20 protein-coding genes are annotated in these 19,124 nt (G+C 46.1%); 16 read left to right on the top strand and 4 right to left on the bottom strand.

Annotated elements, in window-relative coordinates:
* Window positions 1-48 precede the first annotated feature (48 nt).
* Window positions 49-939 (top strand): hypothetical protein, encoded by an 891-nt coding sequence (locus AC55FS_RS09205; protein ID WP_496935785.1) that lies wholly within the window; start codon window positions 49-51, stop codon window positions 937-939.
* Window positions 940-1,008: 69 nt separating this feature from the next.
* Here AC55FS_RS09205 and AC55FS_RS09200 read toward each other — a convergent pair whose 3' ends face one another.
* Complete coding sequence (locus AC55FS_RS09200) at window positions 1,009-2,523, bottom strand: hypothetical protein (RefSeq protein ID WP_496935784.1); 1,515 nt, start codon at window positions 2,521-2,523, stop codon at window positions 1,009-1,011.
* 424 nt (window positions 2,524-2,947) lie between these two features.
* On the opposite strand from AC55FS_RS09200, the gene AC55FS_RS09195 reads away from it, so the two are divergent.
* From AC55FS_RS09195 to AC55FS_RS09150, 10 genes are all read left to right on the top strand, one after another.
* On the top strand, window positions 2,948-3,331 hold the full coding sequence (locus tag AC55FS_RS09195) for a VOC family protein (RefSeq protein WP_496935783.1): 384 nt from the start codon (window positions 2,948-2,950) through the stop codon (window positions 3,329-3,331).
* 112 nt (window positions 3,332-3,443) lie between these two features.
* Entirely contained in the window at window positions 3,444-5,027 is a 1,584-nt protein-coding gene (locus AC55FS_RS09190; protein WP_496935782.1) for a methyl-accepting chemotaxis protein, read from the top strand.
* A gap of 118 nt (window positions 5,028-5,145) precedes the next feature.
* Window positions 5,146-5,577 carry a glutaredoxin domain-containing protein gene (locus AC55FS_RS09185; RefSeq protein WP_496935781.1) on the top strand — a complete coding sequence of 144 codons (432 nt, stop codon included), beginning with the start codon at window positions 5,146-5,148 and terminating at the stop codon, window positions 5,575-5,577.
* Window positions 5,578-5,647: 70 nt separating this feature from the next.
* Window positions 5,648-6,877: an ankyrin repeat domain-containing protein gene (locus tag AC55FS_RS09180; protein ID WP_496935780.1), complete on the top strand. Its 1,230-nt coding sequence runs from the start codon at window positions 5,648-5,650 to the stop codon at window positions 6,875-6,877.
* Window positions 6,878-7,159: 282 nt separating this feature from the next.
* Window positions 7,160-8,023 carry an MBL fold metallo-hydrolase gene (locus AC55FS_RS09175; protein ID WP_496935779.1) on the top strand — a complete coding sequence of 288 codons (864 nt, stop codon included), beginning with the start codon at window positions 7,160-7,162 and terminating at the stop codon, window positions 8,021-8,023.
* A gap of 459 nt (window positions 8,024-8,482) precedes the next feature.
* Window positions 8,483-9,490: a tetratricopeptide repeat protein gene (locus AC55FS_RS09170; RefSeq protein WP_496935778.1), complete on the top strand. Its 1,008-nt coding sequence runs from the start codon at window positions 8,483-8,485 to the stop codon at window positions 9,488-9,490.
* 95 nt (window positions 9,491-9,585) lie between these two features.
* Window positions 9,586-10,002, top strand: a complete 417-nt coding sequence (locus tag AC55FS_RS09165) for a hypothetical protein (protein ID WP_496935777.1) — start codon at window positions 9,586-9,588, stop codon at window positions 10,000-10,002.
* Window positions 10,003-10,184: 182 nt separating this feature from the next.
* Entirely contained in the window at window positions 10,185-10,604 is a 420-nt protein-coding gene (locus tag AC55FS_RS09160) for a hypothetical protein (RefSeq protein ID WP_496935776.1), read from the top strand.
* 215 nt (window positions 10,605-10,819) lie between these two features.
* The gene (locus tag AC55FS_RS09155; protein ID WP_496935775.1) at window positions 10,820-11,305 is read left to right on the top strand and encodes a hypothetical protein; all 486 of its coding nucleotides are present in this window, start codon (window positions 10,820-10,822) and stop codon (window positions 11,303-11,305) included.
* Window positions 11,306-11,534: 229 nt separating this feature from the next.
* Window positions 11,535-12,278 (top strand): substrate-binding periplasmic protein, encoded by a 744-nt coding sequence (locus AC55FS_RS09150; RefSeq protein WP_496935774.1) that lies wholly within the window; start codon window positions 11,535-11,537, stop codon window positions 12,276-12,278.
* A gap of 320 nt (window positions 12,279-12,598) precedes the next feature.
* Here the strand turns inward: AC55FS_RS09150 and AC55FS_RS09145 are convergent, their stop codons facing one another.
* Together AC55FS_RS09145 and AC55FS_RS09140 are read right to left on the bottom strand one after the other, a co-directional pair.
* Window positions 12,599-13,012, bottom strand: coding sequence for a hypothetical protein (locus AC55FS_RS09145; RefSeq protein ID WP_496935773.1), 414 nt, complete (start codon window positions 13,010-13,012; stop codon window positions 12,599-12,601).
* A 418-nt stretch (window positions 13,013-13,430) separates the two neighbouring features.
* The gene (locus tag AC55FS_RS09140; protein WP_496935772.1) at window positions 13,431-13,814 is read right to left on the bottom strand and encodes a hypothetical protein; all 384 of its coding nucleotides are present in this window, start codon (window positions 13,812-13,814) and stop codon (window positions 13,431-13,433) included.
* A gap of 325 nt (window positions 13,815-14,139) precedes the next feature.
* On the opposite strand from AC55FS_RS09140, the gene AC55FS_RS09135 reads away from it, so the two are divergent.
* The 4 genes from AC55FS_RS09135 (at window position 14,140) to AC55FS_RS09120 (ending at window position 18,270) form a co-directional block, all read left to right on the top strand.
* Complete coding sequence (locus AC55FS_RS09135; protein WP_496935771.1) at window positions 14,140-14,655, top strand: DUF2726 domain-containing protein; 516 nt, start codon at window positions 14,140-14,142, stop codon at window positions 14,653-14,655.
* A gap of 92 nt (window positions 14,656-14,747) precedes the next feature.
* A complete protein-coding gene (locus tag AC55FS_RS09130) occupies window positions 14,748-15,101 on the top strand; it encodes a hypothetical protein (RefSeq protein ID WP_496935770.1) in 354 nt (117 codons plus the stop codon).
* 166 nt (window positions 15,102-15,267) lie between these two features.
* On the top strand, window positions 15,268-15,843 hold the full coding sequence (locus AC55FS_RS09125; RefSeq protein ID WP_496935769.1) for a hypothetical protein: 576 nt from the start codon (window positions 15,268-15,270) through the stop codon (window positions 15,841-15,843).
* An 84-nt stretch (window positions 15,844-15,927) separates the two neighbouring features.
* Window positions 15,928-18,270, top strand: coding sequence for an AAA family ATPase (locus AC55FS_RS09120; RefSeq protein WP_496935768.1), 2,343 nt, complete (start codon window positions 15,928-15,930; stop codon window positions 18,268-18,270).
* Window positions 18,271-18,282: 12 nt separating this feature from the next.
* Here AC55FS_RS09120 and AC55FS_RS09115 read toward each other — a convergent pair whose 3' ends face one another.
* Window positions 18,283-18,555, bottom strand: coding sequence for a hypothetical protein (locus tag AC55FS_RS09115; protein WP_496935767.1), 273 nt, complete (start codon window positions 18,553-18,555; stop codon window positions 18,283-18,285).
* Window positions 18,556-18,861: 306 nt separating this feature from the next.
* On the opposite strand from AC55FS_RS09115, the gene AC55FS_RS09110 reads away from it, so the two are divergent.
* Complete coding sequence (locus tag AC55FS_RS09110; RefSeq protein WP_496935766.1) at window positions 18,862-19,086, top strand: helix-turn-helix domain-containing protein; 225 nt, start codon at window positions 18,862-18,864, stop codon at window positions 19,084-19,086.
* Window positions 19,087-19,124 lie beyond the last annotated feature (38 nt).

Raw genomic sequence — 19,124 nt, 5'->3', positions numbered from 1 at the left:
CCACCATCGTACGATGGACCCAATCATCATCTCAGGGACAGTGACCCAATGAACAAACATCTCCTTTCTTTAGCCGTTATTGCTTCATTAACCGCGTGCGGCGGCGGCGGCTCATCTTCAAGCAATGACACAGAAACACCAGAAACGCCGGATACACCTGATAATCAAACCACTGCTTTTTGTGAAACTGTCGACAACAAAGTGCTGCTTGATGAAGGTCAAAGCTGTCGTTTGACGGAAGAGCAAATGAGCACTATCAATTTGTCCAGCGACGCCGATGTGGTGACTTGTGAAGACGAGCGCGTATCGTATGCTGGGCAAAAATATTCTAGTCTTACCGTTAACTCGCTCACCATTGCCTGTGATCTGCCAGAACCTGAGCCTGTTGAACCGTCAGCGCTTCGAGCGACCAGTACCGATGCCCTAGTCACGGTTAACGAAGACGGTGATAATTTCTTCGCCCCTACCAGCATTTCTGTCGTGGGTAATGCAGATGCTCTGCAAGAAGACTCCAGCAGTCCGCAAGTGGCTCAGATACATGGAAATCTGTTGGATGGCGAGTTTAAACTCGAGCTGATCGTTGAAGACGCCGACTTCTTCGACAACACCAACGTCGAAGGCGCTGTAGCTTTCCGTTTCTTGGCTGAAGGTCAAACTAAAGAAGACTACCTCGCTGATGGCGGTCAAACCGACATGTATATTCTGCGTTTTGACGACGTTACATTGGAGAATAATCAATTAACCCTGGACTGTAGTTACGATGGCGACTTAGCCAACGTACGCTGCAATGGTCAGCGCATTGACTTGTCTGCCCGTTTTAACTCTTTACCAGCACTCAGCCAGTTCTCGGCTTATTCTTGCCAGGTTGTGACCCTTGATGGCGGCAACCAAACGTTCGACTGCAAAAACGCCATTGCTGTATCGGTTCAGTTTAACTGATCCAGTTAGCCGCCTCAGCTTTAGCTGCGGCGGCTATCGTTGTAACATTGACTGGTAGCTTTTCTACAATTAATCCGCACACTCATCAAAGCAAATACTGGCAATATCCGCTTTAAATGTACCAGCGCCATTGCCTAGCACAAAGCCTGTGGTGACCGACGCTTTATAGGTTCCTGGCGCATCGATGGCAAACTCACTGGTTACCCACTGGTTATTGGTACCCGGTAGCGTATTCGCTGGCATCAGCACCACACCATCGCCAAATAAGCCACGACGCTCAATGCCGATAAGCATATGCCATTGCGCCGTGCCAGGTGCCCGATAAGTAATGCTCACCTTACCTGGATTGACCAAGGTTTTTTCCCGCGACAATGAAAATCCTTGGGAATATTCACCATTGGCAGAAATCAATACAGTGCCCGAGTCTTGTGTTGGCTTCCAGCCCGACATACGCCACCAAGCGCCGCCATCGCCAGGCATAATGGCACGAGCCGGATAATTGGCCGCCAAATAACTGCCTGCGGTGTTGCCATTAACAGTGAGCTGTAATAAATCGATATAACGAATAGACGATTGCGGTTTACCCACTATATCGATGCCGCACTGCTGACCGGGATTCAGGGTTTTGCAATCACTATTCTGCAACCTAAAACCTTGTTTTTTTAACAGCTCTATATTCGACAGGTCAAATATCTGGTCTGACGTGTTACTGACCTTGACCTCAAAATTCAACGAATCGGGATATTCTTGATCGCCGAGATCGTAAGCACTGGCAAGGCTCAAGCCCTGTTGTTGCAATCGCAGCCACTGCACCCAACCAGCGTATTGACTGGCAGCAGCCCAGCGCTGACAACCAAATAACCCTGTGGCTTTTTGACTGATGCCCACCAGTACACGCTGGCTACCACCCGCATAAACCAAGGGCGCTCCGGTGGCGGCGTCGGCGATAGGTTGTACGCAAAACCCAGGCAAAGTCTGTGTTAAGCATAAATCTCGGGTTAAAGGGTCCTCGGATGCTGCAAAACAATCAGCCACTGGCTGCATAATATATGGCTGAGCCACCACTTTATCGGATTGCGAGTCTAAGTAACGCCCCACCAGCGTTACTTGACTGTCACCGGCCTGTTCCAGTTTTTTAATCAAGTCATGAGTGGCCAATGGTAAGGCCTCAACCCCGTCTGGTGCGCCACTGACATCGGCCACCAAGTTACCACCAGACAGTGGATGCATTCGCAATGAGCTTATCCCATAGCTTTCAGACGAAGTGCCATCCGCTAAGGTATACACCACTTGACTGGGATAACCGGGAAACGGAATGGGAGTGGGAGCATTTGCTTGCGGCTGCATTGATGAAAAGGAAGCACTAGCCTCTATCAATGGCCCTTGCTCCGTACCTCGACAAGTGGGCGACAGCATAATTTGCTGCTCACCTATATAAACACCGTTGCATAAATGATCGCCTGCCGTATCTTGCACTGACACTAAAAAGCCATAATGTTCGGTCTCTGCCTGCACCGGCATTGCCGCAGCAAACAGTGTGGCTGCCAACATCGCACCAGCGCCCAACGTATTGTGTGTATTCATCAGAAAATCCCTTATTCAGCTCAATGGCCTGGTTACCCAGGTGGGCTCAGGGCTGCAAGGTCAGGGCCTATATTCATAATTTTATTATTTATGAGGCGTTGATCTAGAAACACAAATGTCTCTTAGAATTTTAACTATACATCGCCAATTCATCGTATTTTTTAGTATGAATACGACTAATAACAGGATGATGATCCGATCAGGTTTATATCGCTTGCCTTGCTTGCACATGTCACTCTGGCCCGGATCTCATAGCGGCCAAGCTTGTCCCTCGGGCGGCAAATGATGTCCGCCTGACATAGGGCTGCCACGGTATCAGCATGCTCAACACTACTCACTAACTCCGCTCTCTAAACCCTGCTGCCACCATGTTGTCAGTAGGGGGCTGGCATAGTGCATGTTCATTCATTGCAGGAACCCCATAATGAAACTGAACTACTTTGTTGCCGGCACTAACAATCTTGACGCAGCCACCCGCTTTTATGATGCCTTATTTGAGCAAACTGAATATCAACAGATATTGGCCACCGACCGAATGACGTTTTGGCAGGGCCAAGACAAAGACAGCGCCTTTGCCATCGCCATTCCTTTTAATAAAGAAAGCGCCACACATGGTAACGGCACTATGTTTGGATTTGGCGTTGACTCTCAGCAAGAAGTGACGCGCTTATACAACACAGTGATTGAACTGGGCGGCAGCTGTGAAGGACAGCCTGGCGAGCGCGGACCACGCTTTACCGCCTATGTGCGTGACCTCGACAATAATAAGCTGTGCTTTTCTGTTTTACTGCATACCACCACTGACTGATTAGCTGAGCACAATCGCTAGGGCCTGCTAACAGGCCCTACGTCACAACCAGGCGGTGACAACGGCCCAACTGGTCTACCCTTGTATCCAGTTTAACGCCGAGGCCATCATCATGATGTTGGGATCCATCCGCAGTAAAGCCATGCTTGGCTATGCCGCGACCTTGCTGGTTTTTATCGCTATGGCACTGGTGTTATTGATCAACAGTGCCGATGTGCAACAACGCAATGCCGGCTTTATTGGCACCACACTGCCAGCCCTGAATGCCGTTGAGCAAGCAGGACAAAGCCTTCAAGCACTACACCTCAGCGCCTACGCCCTGTATGGCACCACCATCAATAGCAACGCCTTTGATCAGTCGGTACAGCAGGCCAAACAACAGCTACAAGCTAGCCAAACCACCCTGCCCGATCTCGCTAAGGTGCCTTTTGCTCAGGTACCTCAGGACCTGGCCAACCTGCGACAAACCATGAGTCAGTCTGCCGTAGATTGGGATGGTGCTCGCAGCCAGTTGGGCAACATAGACGCCAGTGTCAACAAAGCCACCCAACAGCTAAATGAGATAAAACATAGCCTTGAACAACAAGCCGGTGATTCATCACTGCAGGTGCAAAATAAGCTCGAGCAAATGCGCATTTATATCTGGTTGGGGGCCAGCGCCATCGTTACTATTGTGGTTCTCGCCTTTATTGCCACGCAAAAGACCTTGGTTGAGCCCGTGGTTAAATTGGCACAGCACCTCAACGCGGTAGCGCAAAGTCTAGATCTGACCCAGCACTTGCAACCATCATCGCAAGACGAGGTCGGCACGGCAGCCAGTGGAGTCAACCGGCTGCTCAGCGATGTAAGCGTCAGCCTACAAGCATTACACCAGTCCGTCGCCACCCTACTAAACAGCGCCAAGGCTATGAACCAGCTGTCGCAGGAATCTGGCCAACAAATGCAGCTGTTCTCGGGTGCCGTGGGGGATATGATGCATCAAATTGCGCAGATCGAGCACAGCATCGAAGACACCGCGGCCAGATCGCGCAGCGCCTCCGACGCCGCCTCAACCGGCGCAGAGCAAGTGCAGCAAGGCAGTGATAATGTACGCCAAACCGCCACCACCATTAAAGCTTTGCGCTCCGATTTAGAAAATTCTGCCGAAATGCTCGAGCAGCTAAAAGGCTCAGGCAGTCAGGTTAGCCAAGTGGTAAAAAGCATTGCCGATATTGCCGAGCAAACAAATTTACTTGCCCTAAACGCTGCCATTGAAGCCGCACGCGCCGGAGAATCTGGCAGAGGATTTGCCGTGGTCGCCGATGAAGTCCGAAACCTGGCGCAACGAACCTATGAATCCACCAATCAAATCAATAGTATTCTGGAAGAAATAGTCACCAGCATTAGCAATACCGTCACCTCCATGGCGGCAAATCAAGACAACGCCGATGCCGCCGTTGAGCAAGTGATGTCGACTGTTGAATCGTTAGACGCCATCCGCATCACAGTAACCACACTGAGTGACGAAAACAAACAACTGGCCATCACCACAGAGGCCAATGAGCAAACCCTCAATCAAATGCGTCGCCATGTAGAAGATGTACGTGACGCCAATGAAAAACTGGCTGCCAGCACAGAACACACCCGTCAAGAAGCGAAGCAGCTAAACACCATCGCGGATACTCTGCATAAAGCCAGCAACCGCTTTAAAGTCTGATACTTGCTTACCAGAACCAAGTAGTGATAGCCTCGGCCAATAGCGCGGTGATGCTGGTGACACACAGGTCACCAGTGATCGATGTTTCTGCCTCCTGACCCCACTGCAAGATCCGTTTATGAAGTTTATTACCGCATTACTGTCATTAACTCTGATCAACTATTCTGTGCAAGCTGAGATTTACAAATGGACAGACGATCAAGGGAAAGTTCACTTTAGTGACAAAGAGCCCCAGTCCTCTTCTGCCTCTAGATTAGAACTAAACATAAACACATATTCGAGCCCTGAATACAGCGAATCTACCAGCAAAGCAGACAATAAAAATGTCATTATGTATTCAACGGCGTGGTGCGGATACTGTAAAAAAGCCAGACAATATTTTAAGAAAAACAATATTAGCTTTATTGAGTACGACATAGAAAAGAGTACTAAAGCCAACAGAGAGCACAACAGACTTGGCGCCACAGGTGTGCCACTGATACTAGTCGGAAAGAAAAAGATGAATGGATTCTCTGAAACAGGGTTTAACCGAATATACGAAACACCCTAGCTAGTTCATCAAAAACTAATGTATCTATCGTGCATCGAAATATTGTAGCTAAACTCCAAAGAGGGAAAAAATGGGCTGCTGGAGCAACAAACCGTTTGGCAATGATACAGCTCTGGATTGGTTCCAAGAACTAGAGACCAGCGAACAATGGCAAGATAAGATACGTAAAACGTTAGACTTGCAAAATTGCGATACAACACTGGATTCGGACGATGCCGAACAAGCCGTTGCTGCTGCCGCAATAGTCGCCTCGGCTGCCACTATACATGATATGGTTGATTTTCACGACGCGAATCGATGGATTGAATGCAAAGCCTACAGCCCAGATCGAACGACTAAAGTTCTTGCCATAAACGCCATTGAGAAAGTCATAGACTCTGATCTCGCAGACTTACATCGAGAGGCAGGAACTCTGAGCGAATGGAAAACAGAGATTGACTGCCTCCTGTCATCACTGTACAAGCACCTTGATGAACCACCCACTACTGTCAAAAAAATCAAAACACCGAGGTCCTTAAAGAAACTGGTTGAACATTACCTAAGCACTAACGACGACAAGTTAATAGATAAAATTATACATAAACTCAGTTGCATCAAAGACCCAGACGCCCAAAACAAATTAACCGACTATGATATACCACTGAATATTGCTGCCACCTCAGGCATACCTAGTGCCGTGCAATTAGTGTTAGACAAAGGAGCTGATATCAATGCCAGATCACGCTTTGGTAACACAGCCCTCACTTTGAGCTGCTTATATGGACACCTAGAGGCCACGAGAATTCTACTCGAGAATGGAGCAAAGCTATTTGAGACCTACCCCAAGTACGATGCTGAGGGTAATATTTCCGGAAATAGATCTGTCTGTAGCGCGATACTATGCGCAGCCCGAACAGGTAAAGCCGAGCTTCTCGAGCTGCTGGTGCATCACGGTGCTGACCTTCAGGAAACAGACCTCAATGGCGAAACACTCGTTCATAAAGCTGCAGAAGCAGGCAATAGCGCACTACTCGAATTTTTAATCCAATCTGGACTCGACATAAACCAGCGAAAAGGCGATGTACGAGATGTCCAACGGGCAGCAGAAACACCGCTTCACTACGCTACAAATAACGGTCACCTTGCAACGATTGCGAAACTCATCGAACTGGGCGCCGACGTTAACGCGGTTGAGTATTTTAAAGGGAATACGCACTCATGGTGCAATACCCCGTTAGATCTTGTTAGCAGCAACAGCGAAGTATACAAATACCTGCTTTCAAAAGGAGGGGTAAAATCTACTGATCTAAACGACAGTTAAATACAAGAGAATGTACTTGCAACCAGAGAGGCTTCCGCCGATATACAGATAGTCCCAAAGATCGGCTCGACACTCGCTGCATACGGTAAGCTATTGAATGCTCACCTACCAGTATTCGGCAGACCTCTTTAGACAGTTCCAACTATTTCAGCAAAGCAACCCCTGGCCAGATCAATATAAATGACCATAAATATTACAGCCAAGTTATTATTAACTGTTCAACCAGATACAAAGCCACCAACTTCGTAAACAACAATCAATCATCTACAGACTTTGCCAACAATGAAGAAACTCAATGCAATACATGCTAGCGCCATACTAACCATCATCACTCTTGCCTTCTCCTGCCATGCAGAAGTCCCAGAGATGACTGAAAAGAATGGTTACGTTGAGCAATTTCAGATGTTTGATAACGTCTACTACGTAGGCGACAAATGGGTGTCTTCGTATGTTGTTGTAACCTCAAACGGACTGGTCATCATAGATTCATTGGACTTTCCGTATAGCCAATGGATCCCCATCAACATGGAAAAACTCGGATTAGCCGATAAAACAGTCAGCCATATTATCATTACTCACGGCCACTCTGATCATGTTGGTGGTGCTCAATTTCTGCAATCGATCTATGGTGCTGACGTATTTATGTCTGAGCAAGCACTCCAGTTAACGCAGGAACAATCAGCCAACAGCGACGGAGAAAACAAGTTCTCTCCACCCCAGGTAGCATCCTTCCTTAAAGATAACTCCAAGCTAACGATAGGAAAAACCGAGTTCACCTTCTATTTAACCCCTGGCCATACGGAAGGCGATATTTCTGTAGATTTGATGGTTAAAGATAAAGGCGAACAACATCGTGCCTTTATTATTGGCGGTCACAGCGTGAGCACCAAACAGCCAGCTCTAGCGAAGGACTTTCAGAACAGCATGACTCGAATCAAACAGATTGCAATGACACCACCTGTGGTGTCGGTTAACCTGGCAAACCACCCACATAAAAACAATTTATTCGCCAACAGAGACAAGCGTAATAATGACACAACCATAAACCCATTTATAAGCAGCGACAGCTTCTTTCAGTTTATTGAACAGCAAATAGAATTAGCGAAAAACAAAACGCTACAAAATAGCCTGAGCGCTAGCAAATAATTAACGTAACTCAATAATCACGTTTATACACTGAACTTCACAAGTACTAATAAGGGGGAAATTGGTCGGGATGAGAGGATTAGAACCTCCGACCACCTGCACCCCATGCAAGGCAAATAGCCTTTAAAATCAATCACTTAGCTCTATATAGCTAATATACAAGCTAAGAAAACCCCTTTAGAATCAACGAGTTAGAAATCTGCCACTACTGGATATTGGTCAGGCTAATGACTAACCTCACCAACACATCAGGAAGCCTTCACAAAGGCAACATAGCTCACAGAAACCATCCTGCGCTCAAGTACAGAAGACAAAAAGAGACAAGATACAAACCAAAGGCACATCAGACTGCAATTCTAAGGCGGCCAATACAGCTGGAGGGTGGTAGAATCCCGCGCCCTCGGTGAGAGCCGAGGCCCGCAGAATATCGATCATGCACACAGGATCACGAGGTAACTCTTGAACATCATTACTAAATTGGGAACTTTGCTCTTACTAGCTTTCACCTTCAACATTGCCTATGCCGATGAGTGGATTCCAAAAACCGAGATCAAGTACAAGAAGGCTGACCCAGAACTGTATGCAAAGTTTTCCTCTGCTCGCAGCACACTGGATTCGTGGAGAGGAGAGGATGAAAAGCTGGAAAGCGCTTATGAAGTTCTGACCTCAATCCTTAGCGAAAATCCGAACTATGCACCAGCTCATCGAGAGTTTGGTAGGTTATACATTATGGCTATTCGTGGAGGCTCCAGGCTTGCACACAAGCTCATGAACGAAAATGCTGAAAGGACTCTTCTGCATGCTATTTCATTAGAGCCAAACTATGCAGAGGCCTATTCTCTCCTAGGGCATACTTACATCAATCTTCACCGCTCTGATGATGCAAAAGAGGCTTTAGATAAAGCAGCCGCCATTGGCACACAAGACCCGTGGTTAGATATGAATAGAGCTGATCTGTACAACATGACTCGAGACTTCGAAAAAGCCTTCATCCATGCAAAGCGAGTCTACGATAGAGGACCTAGCAACAAAAAAGCTTACATAACCTCTCTCGATTTTTTTAGAAATTACTGGGAAATGTATCAAGATGCTGACAAGGCAGAAGAGTTTTACATTAAAGAAATTGAACTTGAGCCAAACCAATATCGTGTTAACTACATTTATTCCAAGTATCTATTGATGCGAAAAAACCAACCTGACCGAGCTATTTCTCAAGGCATGAGAACTCTAAAACTAGAGAACAGCCCTCAGGCCCAGCGAATAATTGCTGCATCCTATGTTGTAAAATGGGCAAATGCATTAAAGGACAACAAAAGTAAGGCAGAAGCAGAGGCCTTGCTATTCGCTGGTTTGGACGTCTACCCTTATCCTGAAAATATTGCCAAATTCCTTGATGGTCACTATCTCCACGGGGAGGTATCCCAAAAGCTACTCGCTTGGCTTGAAGCATATAACGCCAACAACTAATCACTTATAGATCGCCCCTCTACGTCCTCTAAACAAGGACGTAGAACGCCCATGCTAATCGTCTTAGATCTGCTTTCACGCAGTAAAGAGAAACAATGAATCAAACCAAAACCATCAAGACTCTAGCCATACTATATATTGCGCTACTGCCTATAAACCTGTTCCTACGCTCGACCTTAACTCCGCAGCTGCCACCATTGCTACTCGAGTACCTGGATGATCAATCCAGTTACAACGTTGTTTGGGACATGGTTTTTTTAGCCGTTGCATTGCCTGCCTTTATTGCGCAAACCATCGCTTTAATAGGAATACTGATCGGAAAGGCATGGTCTCGCTCCACGTTATTGGTTTCGAGCGCCCTTATGCTTTTGATAATGCCCATCACCGGACCTTACGTAGAACATGCCATCCCAACCACTTTGGATTCCTTTGGCTCGATAGTTCTCGGTGCCCTGCTTGCTCTGCTGTATTTCGGTGACACGCCGTTTAACAAAACCAACAAGCAAGAGTAAGCAGCGGAGTTAGCCCTTGCTAACATCGAACCACGACTAGGTAGCACCAGTTTCACCTGGGTAGCATCCATCCCAACAGCGTTGTTTTTAACGCAGACTCAAGGTTACGAAACAGCCAGATCTGCGTCTGAAACCTGGCCCCAGGATTGCAATCTTCACATCGATAAGACATGGAGGTTGCAATGAGCGCAACGAACAAAACGCCCAAAACCATCGATGGCCGCCCGGTTGTATCAACAAGAAACGACGACAAAGGCTTTACCGTCTTTGCCCCCGTTCGAGACCCGTCTGATCTAGGAAAGGGCGTTTCTCAATACCCTCACATTAGAGTAAATGATAACGGTTCTGCCCACTTCTCTGATCTCGTAGTCCACCCTACAGACCCGGATAAGTTCGGTGATAAAACGGTGCGAATGCAGCAATTTTCTTTGGATTTGTCGACAGCCAAGCAGCAAGTGGTTGATGCAAGAACTCGTGTCAGCACAGAGCACAATGCTCTCCAGCATAGAACCCAGGGCACCCTCATGTCGCCGTCTGGCTCCGTCAGCCCAAGAACACAGACCAACACCGCTGCACGCTTCACGGCCACATTTGATGAGTAACCACTCAGTGCAAGTCCAGCGTCTTCGATGTTCAGCCAAGAAGACACAAACCACTATCACACGCCGCATACACCCGGTCAAAAAACACCCAGATGCGAGCCCAACAACCCAGAGGTCAACAGCAGGTTCCCGTTAGCCAGCCCATTCCAGGCTGGCCCGATTCTTGATGAGAAAACTCTAAATAAGAAGTCAATCGAACAATACTGGAGAAGAAAATGAACTTCGCACGCAAGAAGACGATGGATTATCTCGCCCAGAAATTCGGCCAAACATTGCTACACACGCCCAAACGGCATTTGCACTACAAGCAATCACCGAATGGTGACCTTTCCCCTTCTGGGCCCACCCAGTTTAAAAGCAACTCACCTATCTCGAAGTTGCCGCAGTCCAGTCGGGATAAGCACTTTGCCAGCTTCGAGCCGGGAATCAGCCCCAATCCGTTTGAAATGATGAAAATCGCTATCCAGCAGCATCTTGAACGAGGCAAGAATGGTTATTCATTCAAGCCCAAGCCCAACCTGCAGCAAAACTCCGTCGTCGACGTTTCTAAGGTCACACAGGGGAAAAAGCCCTTCGAGTTCAACGTCACAGATAGCGTCAAGACCAAACGCGTGCAAGGGCAAGTACAACACAATCAAACCTTCCCGCAGTCGACCATGACGTTCACTTATAAAGGGAAACACCTCTCTTCCCATAACTGAAACAGTATTTCTGTTCCGCCTGAGTAGACGTTAAACCATCAAACTGATCTGACTTGGGCTGATAGACATACTCCGACAAACCCAAGGCCGTTCATACAATTGTCTTCATGGTCGCAAAAGTCAGTCCGATGGGTCCTCCTTGACAGTTCAAGCCTATTGTTTTCACTTCGGCTCCACCTGTGTCGTCTAATGTTTTTATACCCGTCTTTGCCTCTATAAGGACTACCTAATGCGCCTGGCTAAAACTGGTTTTTGTCTGATGGCAATGATGCTGTTATCCAACCTATCCATTGCCGAAAAAATTTCACTTGCGACGGTCAACTGGCAACCCTTTTATGGCGACAACTTGCCAGAAAATGGTTTTTTTACAGCTATCGCCAGAGAGGCCTACAAACGGGCAGGCTATGACTTAGAGGTTGAGTTTCTTCCCTGGAAAAGAGCCTTAGAAGAGGCCAAAAAAGGTAAGCACGATGGACTTCTAGGCGCCTACTACAGCGAGGATCGGGCTGGTTTTTTCTACTTTAGTGATGTCGTGCACACCAATGACGAGGTATTTGTTAAAAAAGCCGACAGGGAAATTGCCTTCAATCAGCTGCAAGACCTTAAGCCATACAGAATCGGTGCCCTGAGAGGTTCAGCCCAATTGGAAGAGCTTCGCTCTAAAGGCTTGGATGTCGAAGAAACCTCAGATGAATTTCAAAACATTAAAAAACTATCCGCTGGTCGAATCGACCTTTTTATCATGGGGCGCCAGCAGTTCTACTACCAGCTCAACAACAGCCCGGAGTTCGCTGATTTAAAAGACGCGTTTGAACCTCTAACGCCCCCTTTTAAATCATTTAAACTATTTTGTGCGATTACCAAAAATCGGCAGGATGGGGCCGAAGTAACTGCCAAGTTCAACGCTGCTCTGAAAGAGATGAAATCTGACGGAACGATTCAAGAGATTTTGAGCCGTTTTAATCAGAAGTAGCTTCTACCTATGCCTTGACCTGGCCTCGTCATGAAGTAAGACAGTCATAACAAGACGGCCAATTGATGGCTGTCGATTTTTCAAACAGACAGGCTTCTTGCCTGATCGCACCACCCTTCCGTGCCTCTGCGTCCTGCACACAAGGATGCAGAGTAACACTGCCACCATGTCAAAATAGCAGCCAACCTGACTTATCTTATTGATTTATATAGACTTTTATCCTTTGAAAGCCTTGCCAAAACCGTTCAAATCGGCTCAATTTTGAGCGATTTCATGGGCTTTGGACTACTGGATATTCCCACCGAAGATCCCCCGGCCACCTAATCGTTAAGATGGCCATTGCCGGAGTAGTTGTCTGTGTTGCTTTTTTCACCCCGGTCAGATGCAACGTTGCTTCCAAGCGTTTTCCAAATAATCACCCAAAGCACCACACCAATAATGGCATCCCCAATAAGACCGAATGCCAACAAATCCGTATCAATCTCGCTGGAATAACCAAGAACCATCCCAAATAAAATAAAGCTTGGACCAAACAACTTCAGACCCCAGCCTTTAGACTTCCATATCGCGATGGAGCAGACGAATAATGATATCGAGAGAGGCAGACCTACAATGAAAACCCATAGAGGAATGCTGACAGCATACTCTGAAAAGAAAGCATGATAAGTAATTGTAACGGGCGATAGCACGCACCAGATCAGCAAGAAATAAGAAACGATTTTGAGATAACTCACCACGAACACCAAAGCCTCACTTCGCAAAAGGCGCGCATAATAGCAGAGCTAATGGTCACGTCTTAAGCAAAAAGAGGGGCGCCAGACCAATGATTACGGTCATTCCTGCCCCAGCCCTCCACCCTGCCGTACCCTCTGCGTCCTGCCACAAGGATGCAGAGTAACATTGCCACCATGTCAAAATAGCAGCCACACCAACCTATCTTATTGATTTATATAGACTTTAAATCCATAGAAGCCTTGCCAGAACCGTTCAAATCGGCTCAATTATTAGCGATTTCATAGGCTTTGGACTACTGGATATTCCCATCGAGGATCCCCCGCCACCTAATCGTTAAGATGGCCATTGCTAGAGTGGGTGCCTGTGTTGTTGGCTTTCTACCGTGATTGATTGCTACTTAGGCCTGCAGGATCGGCCTTAGTAAAAGCCAATTTTTTGAAGCCTCTGAAAATAGCGCTTAAAGAAATGTCGCCCTCCAGGAGCCATCGATAGAACAAACAGCAAACAGAAGAAGACAAAATAAATAACATCTGAATTTCGATTCTCTCGCCATTCACTTAGTAAATCACCAGCAGAAGCGAATAGCAGAGACACAGCAAGTAAAAAAGCAAAAAATACCAGATAGCCTCCCACAAATTTAATGAAACCACCCTTCTTTCCAACCCACAAAAGGGCCTCACCATAGAGGTGAAAAACCACAAAGAAGGCAACTGAGCACAGAGTGAAATGCCCCACTGTCAATAACCAAATCATATCAAAATTGCTGCCCAAAATTCCCCAGCGCAAACGACGCACACTCAACGATCGCTCCCACATTACCACCGTGGGCTCTACTTAAGGCGCGCATAATAGCAGAGCTAATGGTCACGTCTTAAGCAAAAAGAAGGGGTGCCAGACCAATGGTTACGGTCATTCTTGCCCAACCGACCACCCTGCCGTACCCTCTGCGTCCTGCACACAAGGACGTAGAGCACCCATTCAAGCCATCACAGACCTGATTGTCACCCTCACCTACTGGGCGTTTGGATTTCTGCTGCTGACCCTGGTACTCGCTCTGGTCTTTGGTGGTAAGCCCTCCCGCAAGGGCCGTAACAGATACAAACGACGCCAAGTAAAAACCTCGCCATTGGAACAGCTGATTCTCAGCCTGGTTCGCAAGCTCAAGGGCAAACCAGACAGCACGGAAGAAACACAGCCCAGCTACGAATCAACAGGCAGACTGTTAACACCGGCTGAGCGCTCGTTTTATGGGGTGTTGTTGTCGGTGGTGCCGGACGACATCACGGTGATGTGTAAGGTTCGCATGGCCGATTTGGTAAAGCCCAGCCGAGCAGAGATCGACCAGCGCACCGCCTTTCGTAAAGTGTCACAGAAGCACATCGACTTTGTCTTGGTTCGCTCGTCAGACCTGAGCATCGCTGCCGCCATTGAACTGAACGACGCCTCTCATCAGAAAGCCAATCGCCAGGAGCGTGATCAGTTTGTAGCCCATGCCTTTGCCACAGCCAGCATTCCGTTGTTGTTTTACCCTGCCTGTCGAACCTACTTGCCTGAACACGTTCGGTCTAAAATTCAGCAGGTGATAATGGTTTCAAAATCCGAGTCGATGCAAACTGAACTCGGATTTTCAAAAGCACAATAATCGAGACAGCAACCTATCATTTTTTACTGGTACGCTGCTCAAACTTTTACAGAGCGATAATCTCACCCCTAACAGCCAAAGCAGACCCTTATATGAGCTATAAAGCACCAGATGAATTGGAATTTCTCATGAAGGAATTTGGCCTCAACAGCCAGCACAACCCCCCAGATGGAGTCTACTCCTATGTTCGCAGTTACGACCATGATCGTCAGCTGATCTTTTCGCACAGCACCGCAATCCCAAAGTCCATAGACGTGTTATTAGTAGACTCGGGCACGACCGTAATTGAGCATTACCAAGAAGACATTCTTTCAATCGAGTTTCTCGGCTGGGGAGAAGAGCAGATAATCAGAGTCGGTTTTGAATCTGATCTAGAGATTGACCTTCGAATCAGCTATGCGCCGTCACCCAAGATCTTTTTCTCACAATGGAATGCTGGCAACTGAGCAGCCCACCACCAACCTAACACTACCTAACATGCCGTATTGCCCTCCCGCCTCCCCTTGCCGTATTCTGACAATTCAGACAACAGCGCCGTGAGTGATTACTAACCTCCGGCACAGCGGTAAATGGACACACTGCCGAACAGCAGTCGAACAAGGATGAATGGTCATGATCAGATGGATGATCGTCCCGCTAATACTTCTTTCCTATTACGCCCACAGCAATGACCAACTAGGTCAACAGAACGTCTTTGAAGCCGCCACCGGCGCTTATTTCGATTTTGTTCAATCCATGACGTCAGATCGCATCATTGAAGCCGGAGGCTACAAGCGAGATACCGTCACCATCGCCCACGACGGCTACGATATCTCGTTCTACTACCAACGCTGGCAGATAGAACACGACACCGTGTGCTCACTGTACAAACTGGAACTCGCAGAATTTGCCGAATGCACCAAAGCCGCCAAGCGCATGTTTCGCATGGCCTGCAACGATGTGAAGTTTGAAAACCAACCCAAATGGAAGGCCGAAAGCCTGAACCGCATGTTCTGCAGCGCAGCCAAAAGCTACCGACCTTTCATGGCCAGCGTGAAACGCTCCAAAGGCCCGACCGAATTACAAAAAGCCCAAACACGCTGCAGCAGTGCCACTGTTGCCGCTATGGGCAGCACCGCACCCAGTGTTTTAGCAGAGCGAGATCAGGCCTGTGCGGAGTATAGGAAGTTAAGAGGTTCGACACATTGAGATTCAGCCCCACAACCCATCTCACAAGCAAGCTTACACACCTACCAGCACCAGCAATTACAAACCTGACAAAGAAATCAGACAATGCCTAGAGACATGCGACCTTTAACAATCACTAAAATATCAAAGATAAGAAATCACGGCGTCTTTCGAAATTTCATATGGGAAAACCAGCTCCCTGATACAAAACTAAGGAAGTTAAATATAATATTCGGAAGAAACTACTCAGGAAAAACAACGCTTTCAAGAGTAATAGAAACAATAGAGAGAGAAGAAATACCAGAAGACTTAACTGGAATAGATTACGAAATAGAACTTTCCAATGGAGAAAAAATTACCCAAAAAAATCCCAGGTCAGGCGACGCCTGCTTTAAAGTATACAACTCAGACTTCATCGAGAGAAACTTCAAGTTCGTCGCAAACAGCCCAACAAAAGCAACATCATTCGCATTACTTGGAGAGGAAAACACCGAGATAGAGAAAAGATTACTCGAAATACAAGAAGTACTGGGAAGTGAAAACAATCCAGGACCACTCCGGAAAGATAGAATCAAAAAAGAAGAGGAAATATCCACTACAACCACAGAGCTGAAAAAACACATAAAAACAATAGATTCCATACACACCGAAAAAGCAAAAGAAATCGACAAAATAACAACAAGCAAGTACACAGCAGCAAACCTAAAAAAAGACATCCAAAAAACAAACGAATCAAAAAACCAAGAAAAAACAGAAGAGGATATAATCAAGATAATACAATCAAATAAAAAAGATAGAATAGACAAAAAGCTTTCCAGGATATCATCATCAGAAGAAACCATAAAAGAATACCTTGAAGCAATAAAATCAGAACCAGAAATATCTGAAAAAATTAATGAACTAAAGGAAAACAGCACACTCCAACAATGGGTTTGGAATGGATTAAGAATACAGAAAGAAAACAAATGTGGCTTCTGCGGATCTGAGATACCAAGAGAAAGATGGATGGAACTAGAGAAACACTTCAACGAAGACTACATGAAATTTTTAGAGAAAATAGATCGATTAATATCAGACATATCAAGAAAAAAATCATCAATGGAATTCAAGCTTGCCTGGCAGACATTCCACGAACAGCTACAAGAAAAAGCAAGAACATTAACTGAAACTCTTGAAAATGAAGCAATAGATATTAAAAACCAGCTAGATAAAATATCCCAATCGCTGAAAGAAAAAAAGCTAAACCCATTCACAAGAACCAACCCTGAGAAGACCCCGAACAACTCAGAAATAATAATCAACCAAATAATAGATGATATAAATAAATTAATTGACAACCATAACAACCATTGCGACTCATTTGAATCAGCAAAAAAAAGAGCAACGGAAGAACTAATCACTACAAAGGCAATGAAACTAAAAAAATCAAATACCTACAAAGATTTAAACAGAAACATAAAAGAATCAGAGGAATATTTAGCTCAAAAGAAATTAGAACTCACAGAAATCAACAATGAAATTAAAAACCTAGAAGATGAATCAAACACACTAAAGTCAAGAATGACAAGCCAACACCAGGCAATAACCAAAATAAATAAATTACTGAAAAACTGCCTAAAGCCAAACACAATAGAGTTACACACAAACGAAGAGGACTCATACAAGAGCTTCAGAATAACCAGGGATGGGGTTACAGCAAAAAACCTAAGCGATGGAGAAAAAAGCCTAATATCATTCTGCTACTTCATAACGAAGATTGAGGAGCCAAACGAACCAGGAAGAAAAAAAATAGTATGGATTGACGACCCTATATCTAGCCTAGATCAAAATAATATATACCTAATATTCAGTCTTATTGAACAAATAAATAGAAATAGATGTGAATATGGAATAGATCAAATAACCATCACAACGCACAACCTTGAATTCCTAAGATATTTACAAAAACTCACTCACGCCAACACCTACAACAAGAAAGAAGACCGTAAGATAAAGTGCTGCTTTCTGGAATTATCCAGAACCGGGGGAAGCTCCAATATTAAAAACATGTCACAACACCTAAATAGAAACGCCACTGAATTCATTTTACTATTCAAATCAATATACAATTGCCGATCAGGCAGCACTTCAAGCACAGACCCCATTGACGCCTATAATTTCGGGAACAATGCCAGGAAATTCTTAGAGTTTTATCTTTATTTTATGTACCCTGGAATGAGTCCAAAAGAGGCAGAAGAAAAATTCTTCGCCAACACCCAAAGAAATGATTCTGCTGTTCGTAGGCTTCTAAATGAGAATTCACATGCTGGAGGGGCAGTCGAACGTTTTGCCATACCGTTTGATGCACCTGAAATTCCCATCATTGCAGATACAATCATTGAGGCGATGCAGAACAAAGACTCTCAGCAGCTCAGTTCTCTAGTGACAGCAATCAATGAACACAGCTAAAGCAAGAATAGTTTAGCTGCACATTTTTCTTTTTCTTTCAGGGCTAACCTGCCCTGCTTCTGGGTACTCCTCACCCGTAGACAACCACACCTTGTATTCAGGAAACAGCTTCTGAAGCGCTTCTAACTCGCTACTGCGCATGTCTCCCCTGGCTTTAATCGTATGCCAGCGCTTGGCCTTGATCCCTGTCTGCACTTCCAACCAAGGCATTTTGAAGTTCTCGCACTCTTCGAGAATCTTAAATCTATTAGAAATTTCATCCATATAGAAAAAATCAATCTTCATTTATTGCGCAAATACTTGCGCATTATTTGGAGATTCCTTAGATTGTATATGTCGGATGTTGCCGCATCCAACCGGTTAAACAAAACACACATGTCGCTGTATGTCGCTCTGCGCTGATGAGTATACCAACACTCTGGCCAGGGAACGAAAGGGAAACAACATGAACGATCGGATTCTGGCTCAGCACTGGTTTGTCACACGTTTTGGAACAACAGGTGACGGAAAACTGGTTTTATATACGCACTGGTGGAGTGCTCCCACCGCGTTGTCTGTGGCCATCCATCAGATCAACAGGAGCCTCTAAACATGGATAAACCCACCCTTAACTACGTCTCTATTCCTCCCGTGATGTCGCAAGAACAGTTTGCCGCCTTTGTGGGAGTCACCCAGGACACGGTGCGCGGCTGGATTCAGACCGACGCCGTACCGCGTGTGAAGATTGCCGGTCGTAACTTCGTCAACCTCGAACGCATGACCCAGCACCTAAGAGACGGTAAGGACATTTTTACCCGAGGCGATTACACCGACTAACCGCGTCTGCTTGAACCACGGATTCATTGAACAGGGAA

This window comes from Bacterioplanes sp. CLAM21 (assembly GCF_059641015.1).
The sequence above is the reverse complement of the archived record's forward strand: the minus strand, read 5'-3'. Positions and strand labels throughout refer to the sequence as shown.

Excerpts from the sequence above, each read along its gene's own strand:
- AC55FS_RS09125 (WP_496935769.1), top strand. The coding sequence starts at position 15,268 with ATGATCAGATGGATGATCGTCCCGCTAATACTTCTTTCCTATTACGCC.
- AC55FS_RS09155 (WP_496935775.1), top strand. The coding sequence starts at position 10,820 with ATGAACTTCGCACGCAAGAAGACGATGGATTATCTCGCCCAGAAATTC.
- AC55FS_RS09130 (WP_496935770.1), top strand. The coding sequence starts at position 14,748 with ATGAGCTATAAAGCACCAGATGAATTGGAATTTCTCATGAAGGAATTT.
- AC55FS_RS09205 (WP_496935785.1), top strand. The coding sequence starts at position 49 with ATGAACAAACATCTCCTTTCTTTAGCCGTTATTGCTTCATTAACCGCG.
- AC55FS_RS09180 (WP_496935780.1), top strand. The coding sequence starts at position 5,648 with ATGGGCTGCTGGAGCAACAAACCGTTTGGCAATGATACAGCTCTGGAT.
- AC55FS_RS09120 (WP_496935768.1), top strand. The coding sequence starts at position 15,928 with ATGCCTAGAGACATGCGACCTTTAACAATCACTAAAATATCAAAGATA.
- AC55FS_RS09190 (WP_496935782.1), top strand. The coding sequence starts at position 3,444 with ATGATGTTGGGATCCATCCGCAGTAAAGCCATGCTTGGCTATGCCGCG.
- AC55FS_RS09150 (WP_496935774.1), top strand. The coding sequence starts at position 11,535 with ATGCGCCTGGCTAAAACTGGTTTTTGTCTGATGGCAATGATGCTGTTA.
- AC55FS_RS09160 (WP_496935776.1), top strand. The coding sequence starts at position 10,185 with ATGAGCGCAACGAACAAAACGCCCAAAACCATCGATGGCCGCCCGGTT.
- AC55FS_RS09115 (WP_496935767.1), bottom strand. The coding sequence starts at position 18,555 with ATGAAGATTGATTTTTTCTATATGGATGAAATTTCTAATAGATTTAAG.
- AC55FS_RS09185 (WP_496935781.1), top strand. The coding sequence starts at position 5,146 with ATGAAGTTTATTACCGCATTACTGTCATTAACTCTGATCAACTATTCT.
- AC55FS_RS09200 (WP_496935784.1), bottom strand. The coding sequence starts at position 2,523 with ATGAATACACACAATACGTTGGGCGCTGGTGCGATGTTGGCAGCCACA.
- AC55FS_RS09175 (WP_496935779.1), top strand. The coding sequence starts at position 7,160 with ATGAAGAAACTCAATGCAATACATGCTAGCGCCATACTAACCATCATC.
- AC55FS_RS09195 (WP_496935783.1), top strand. The coding sequence starts at position 2,948 with ATGAAACTGAACTACTTTGTTGCCGGCACTAACAATCTTGACGCAGCC.
- AC55FS_RS09165 (WP_496935777.1), top strand. The coding sequence starts at position 9,586 with ATGAATCAAACCAAAACCATCAAGACTCTAGCCATACTATATATTGCG.
- AC55FS_RS09110 (WP_496935766.1), top strand. The coding sequence starts at position 18,862 with ATGGATAAACCCACCCTTAACTACGTCTCTATTCCTCCCGTGATGTCG.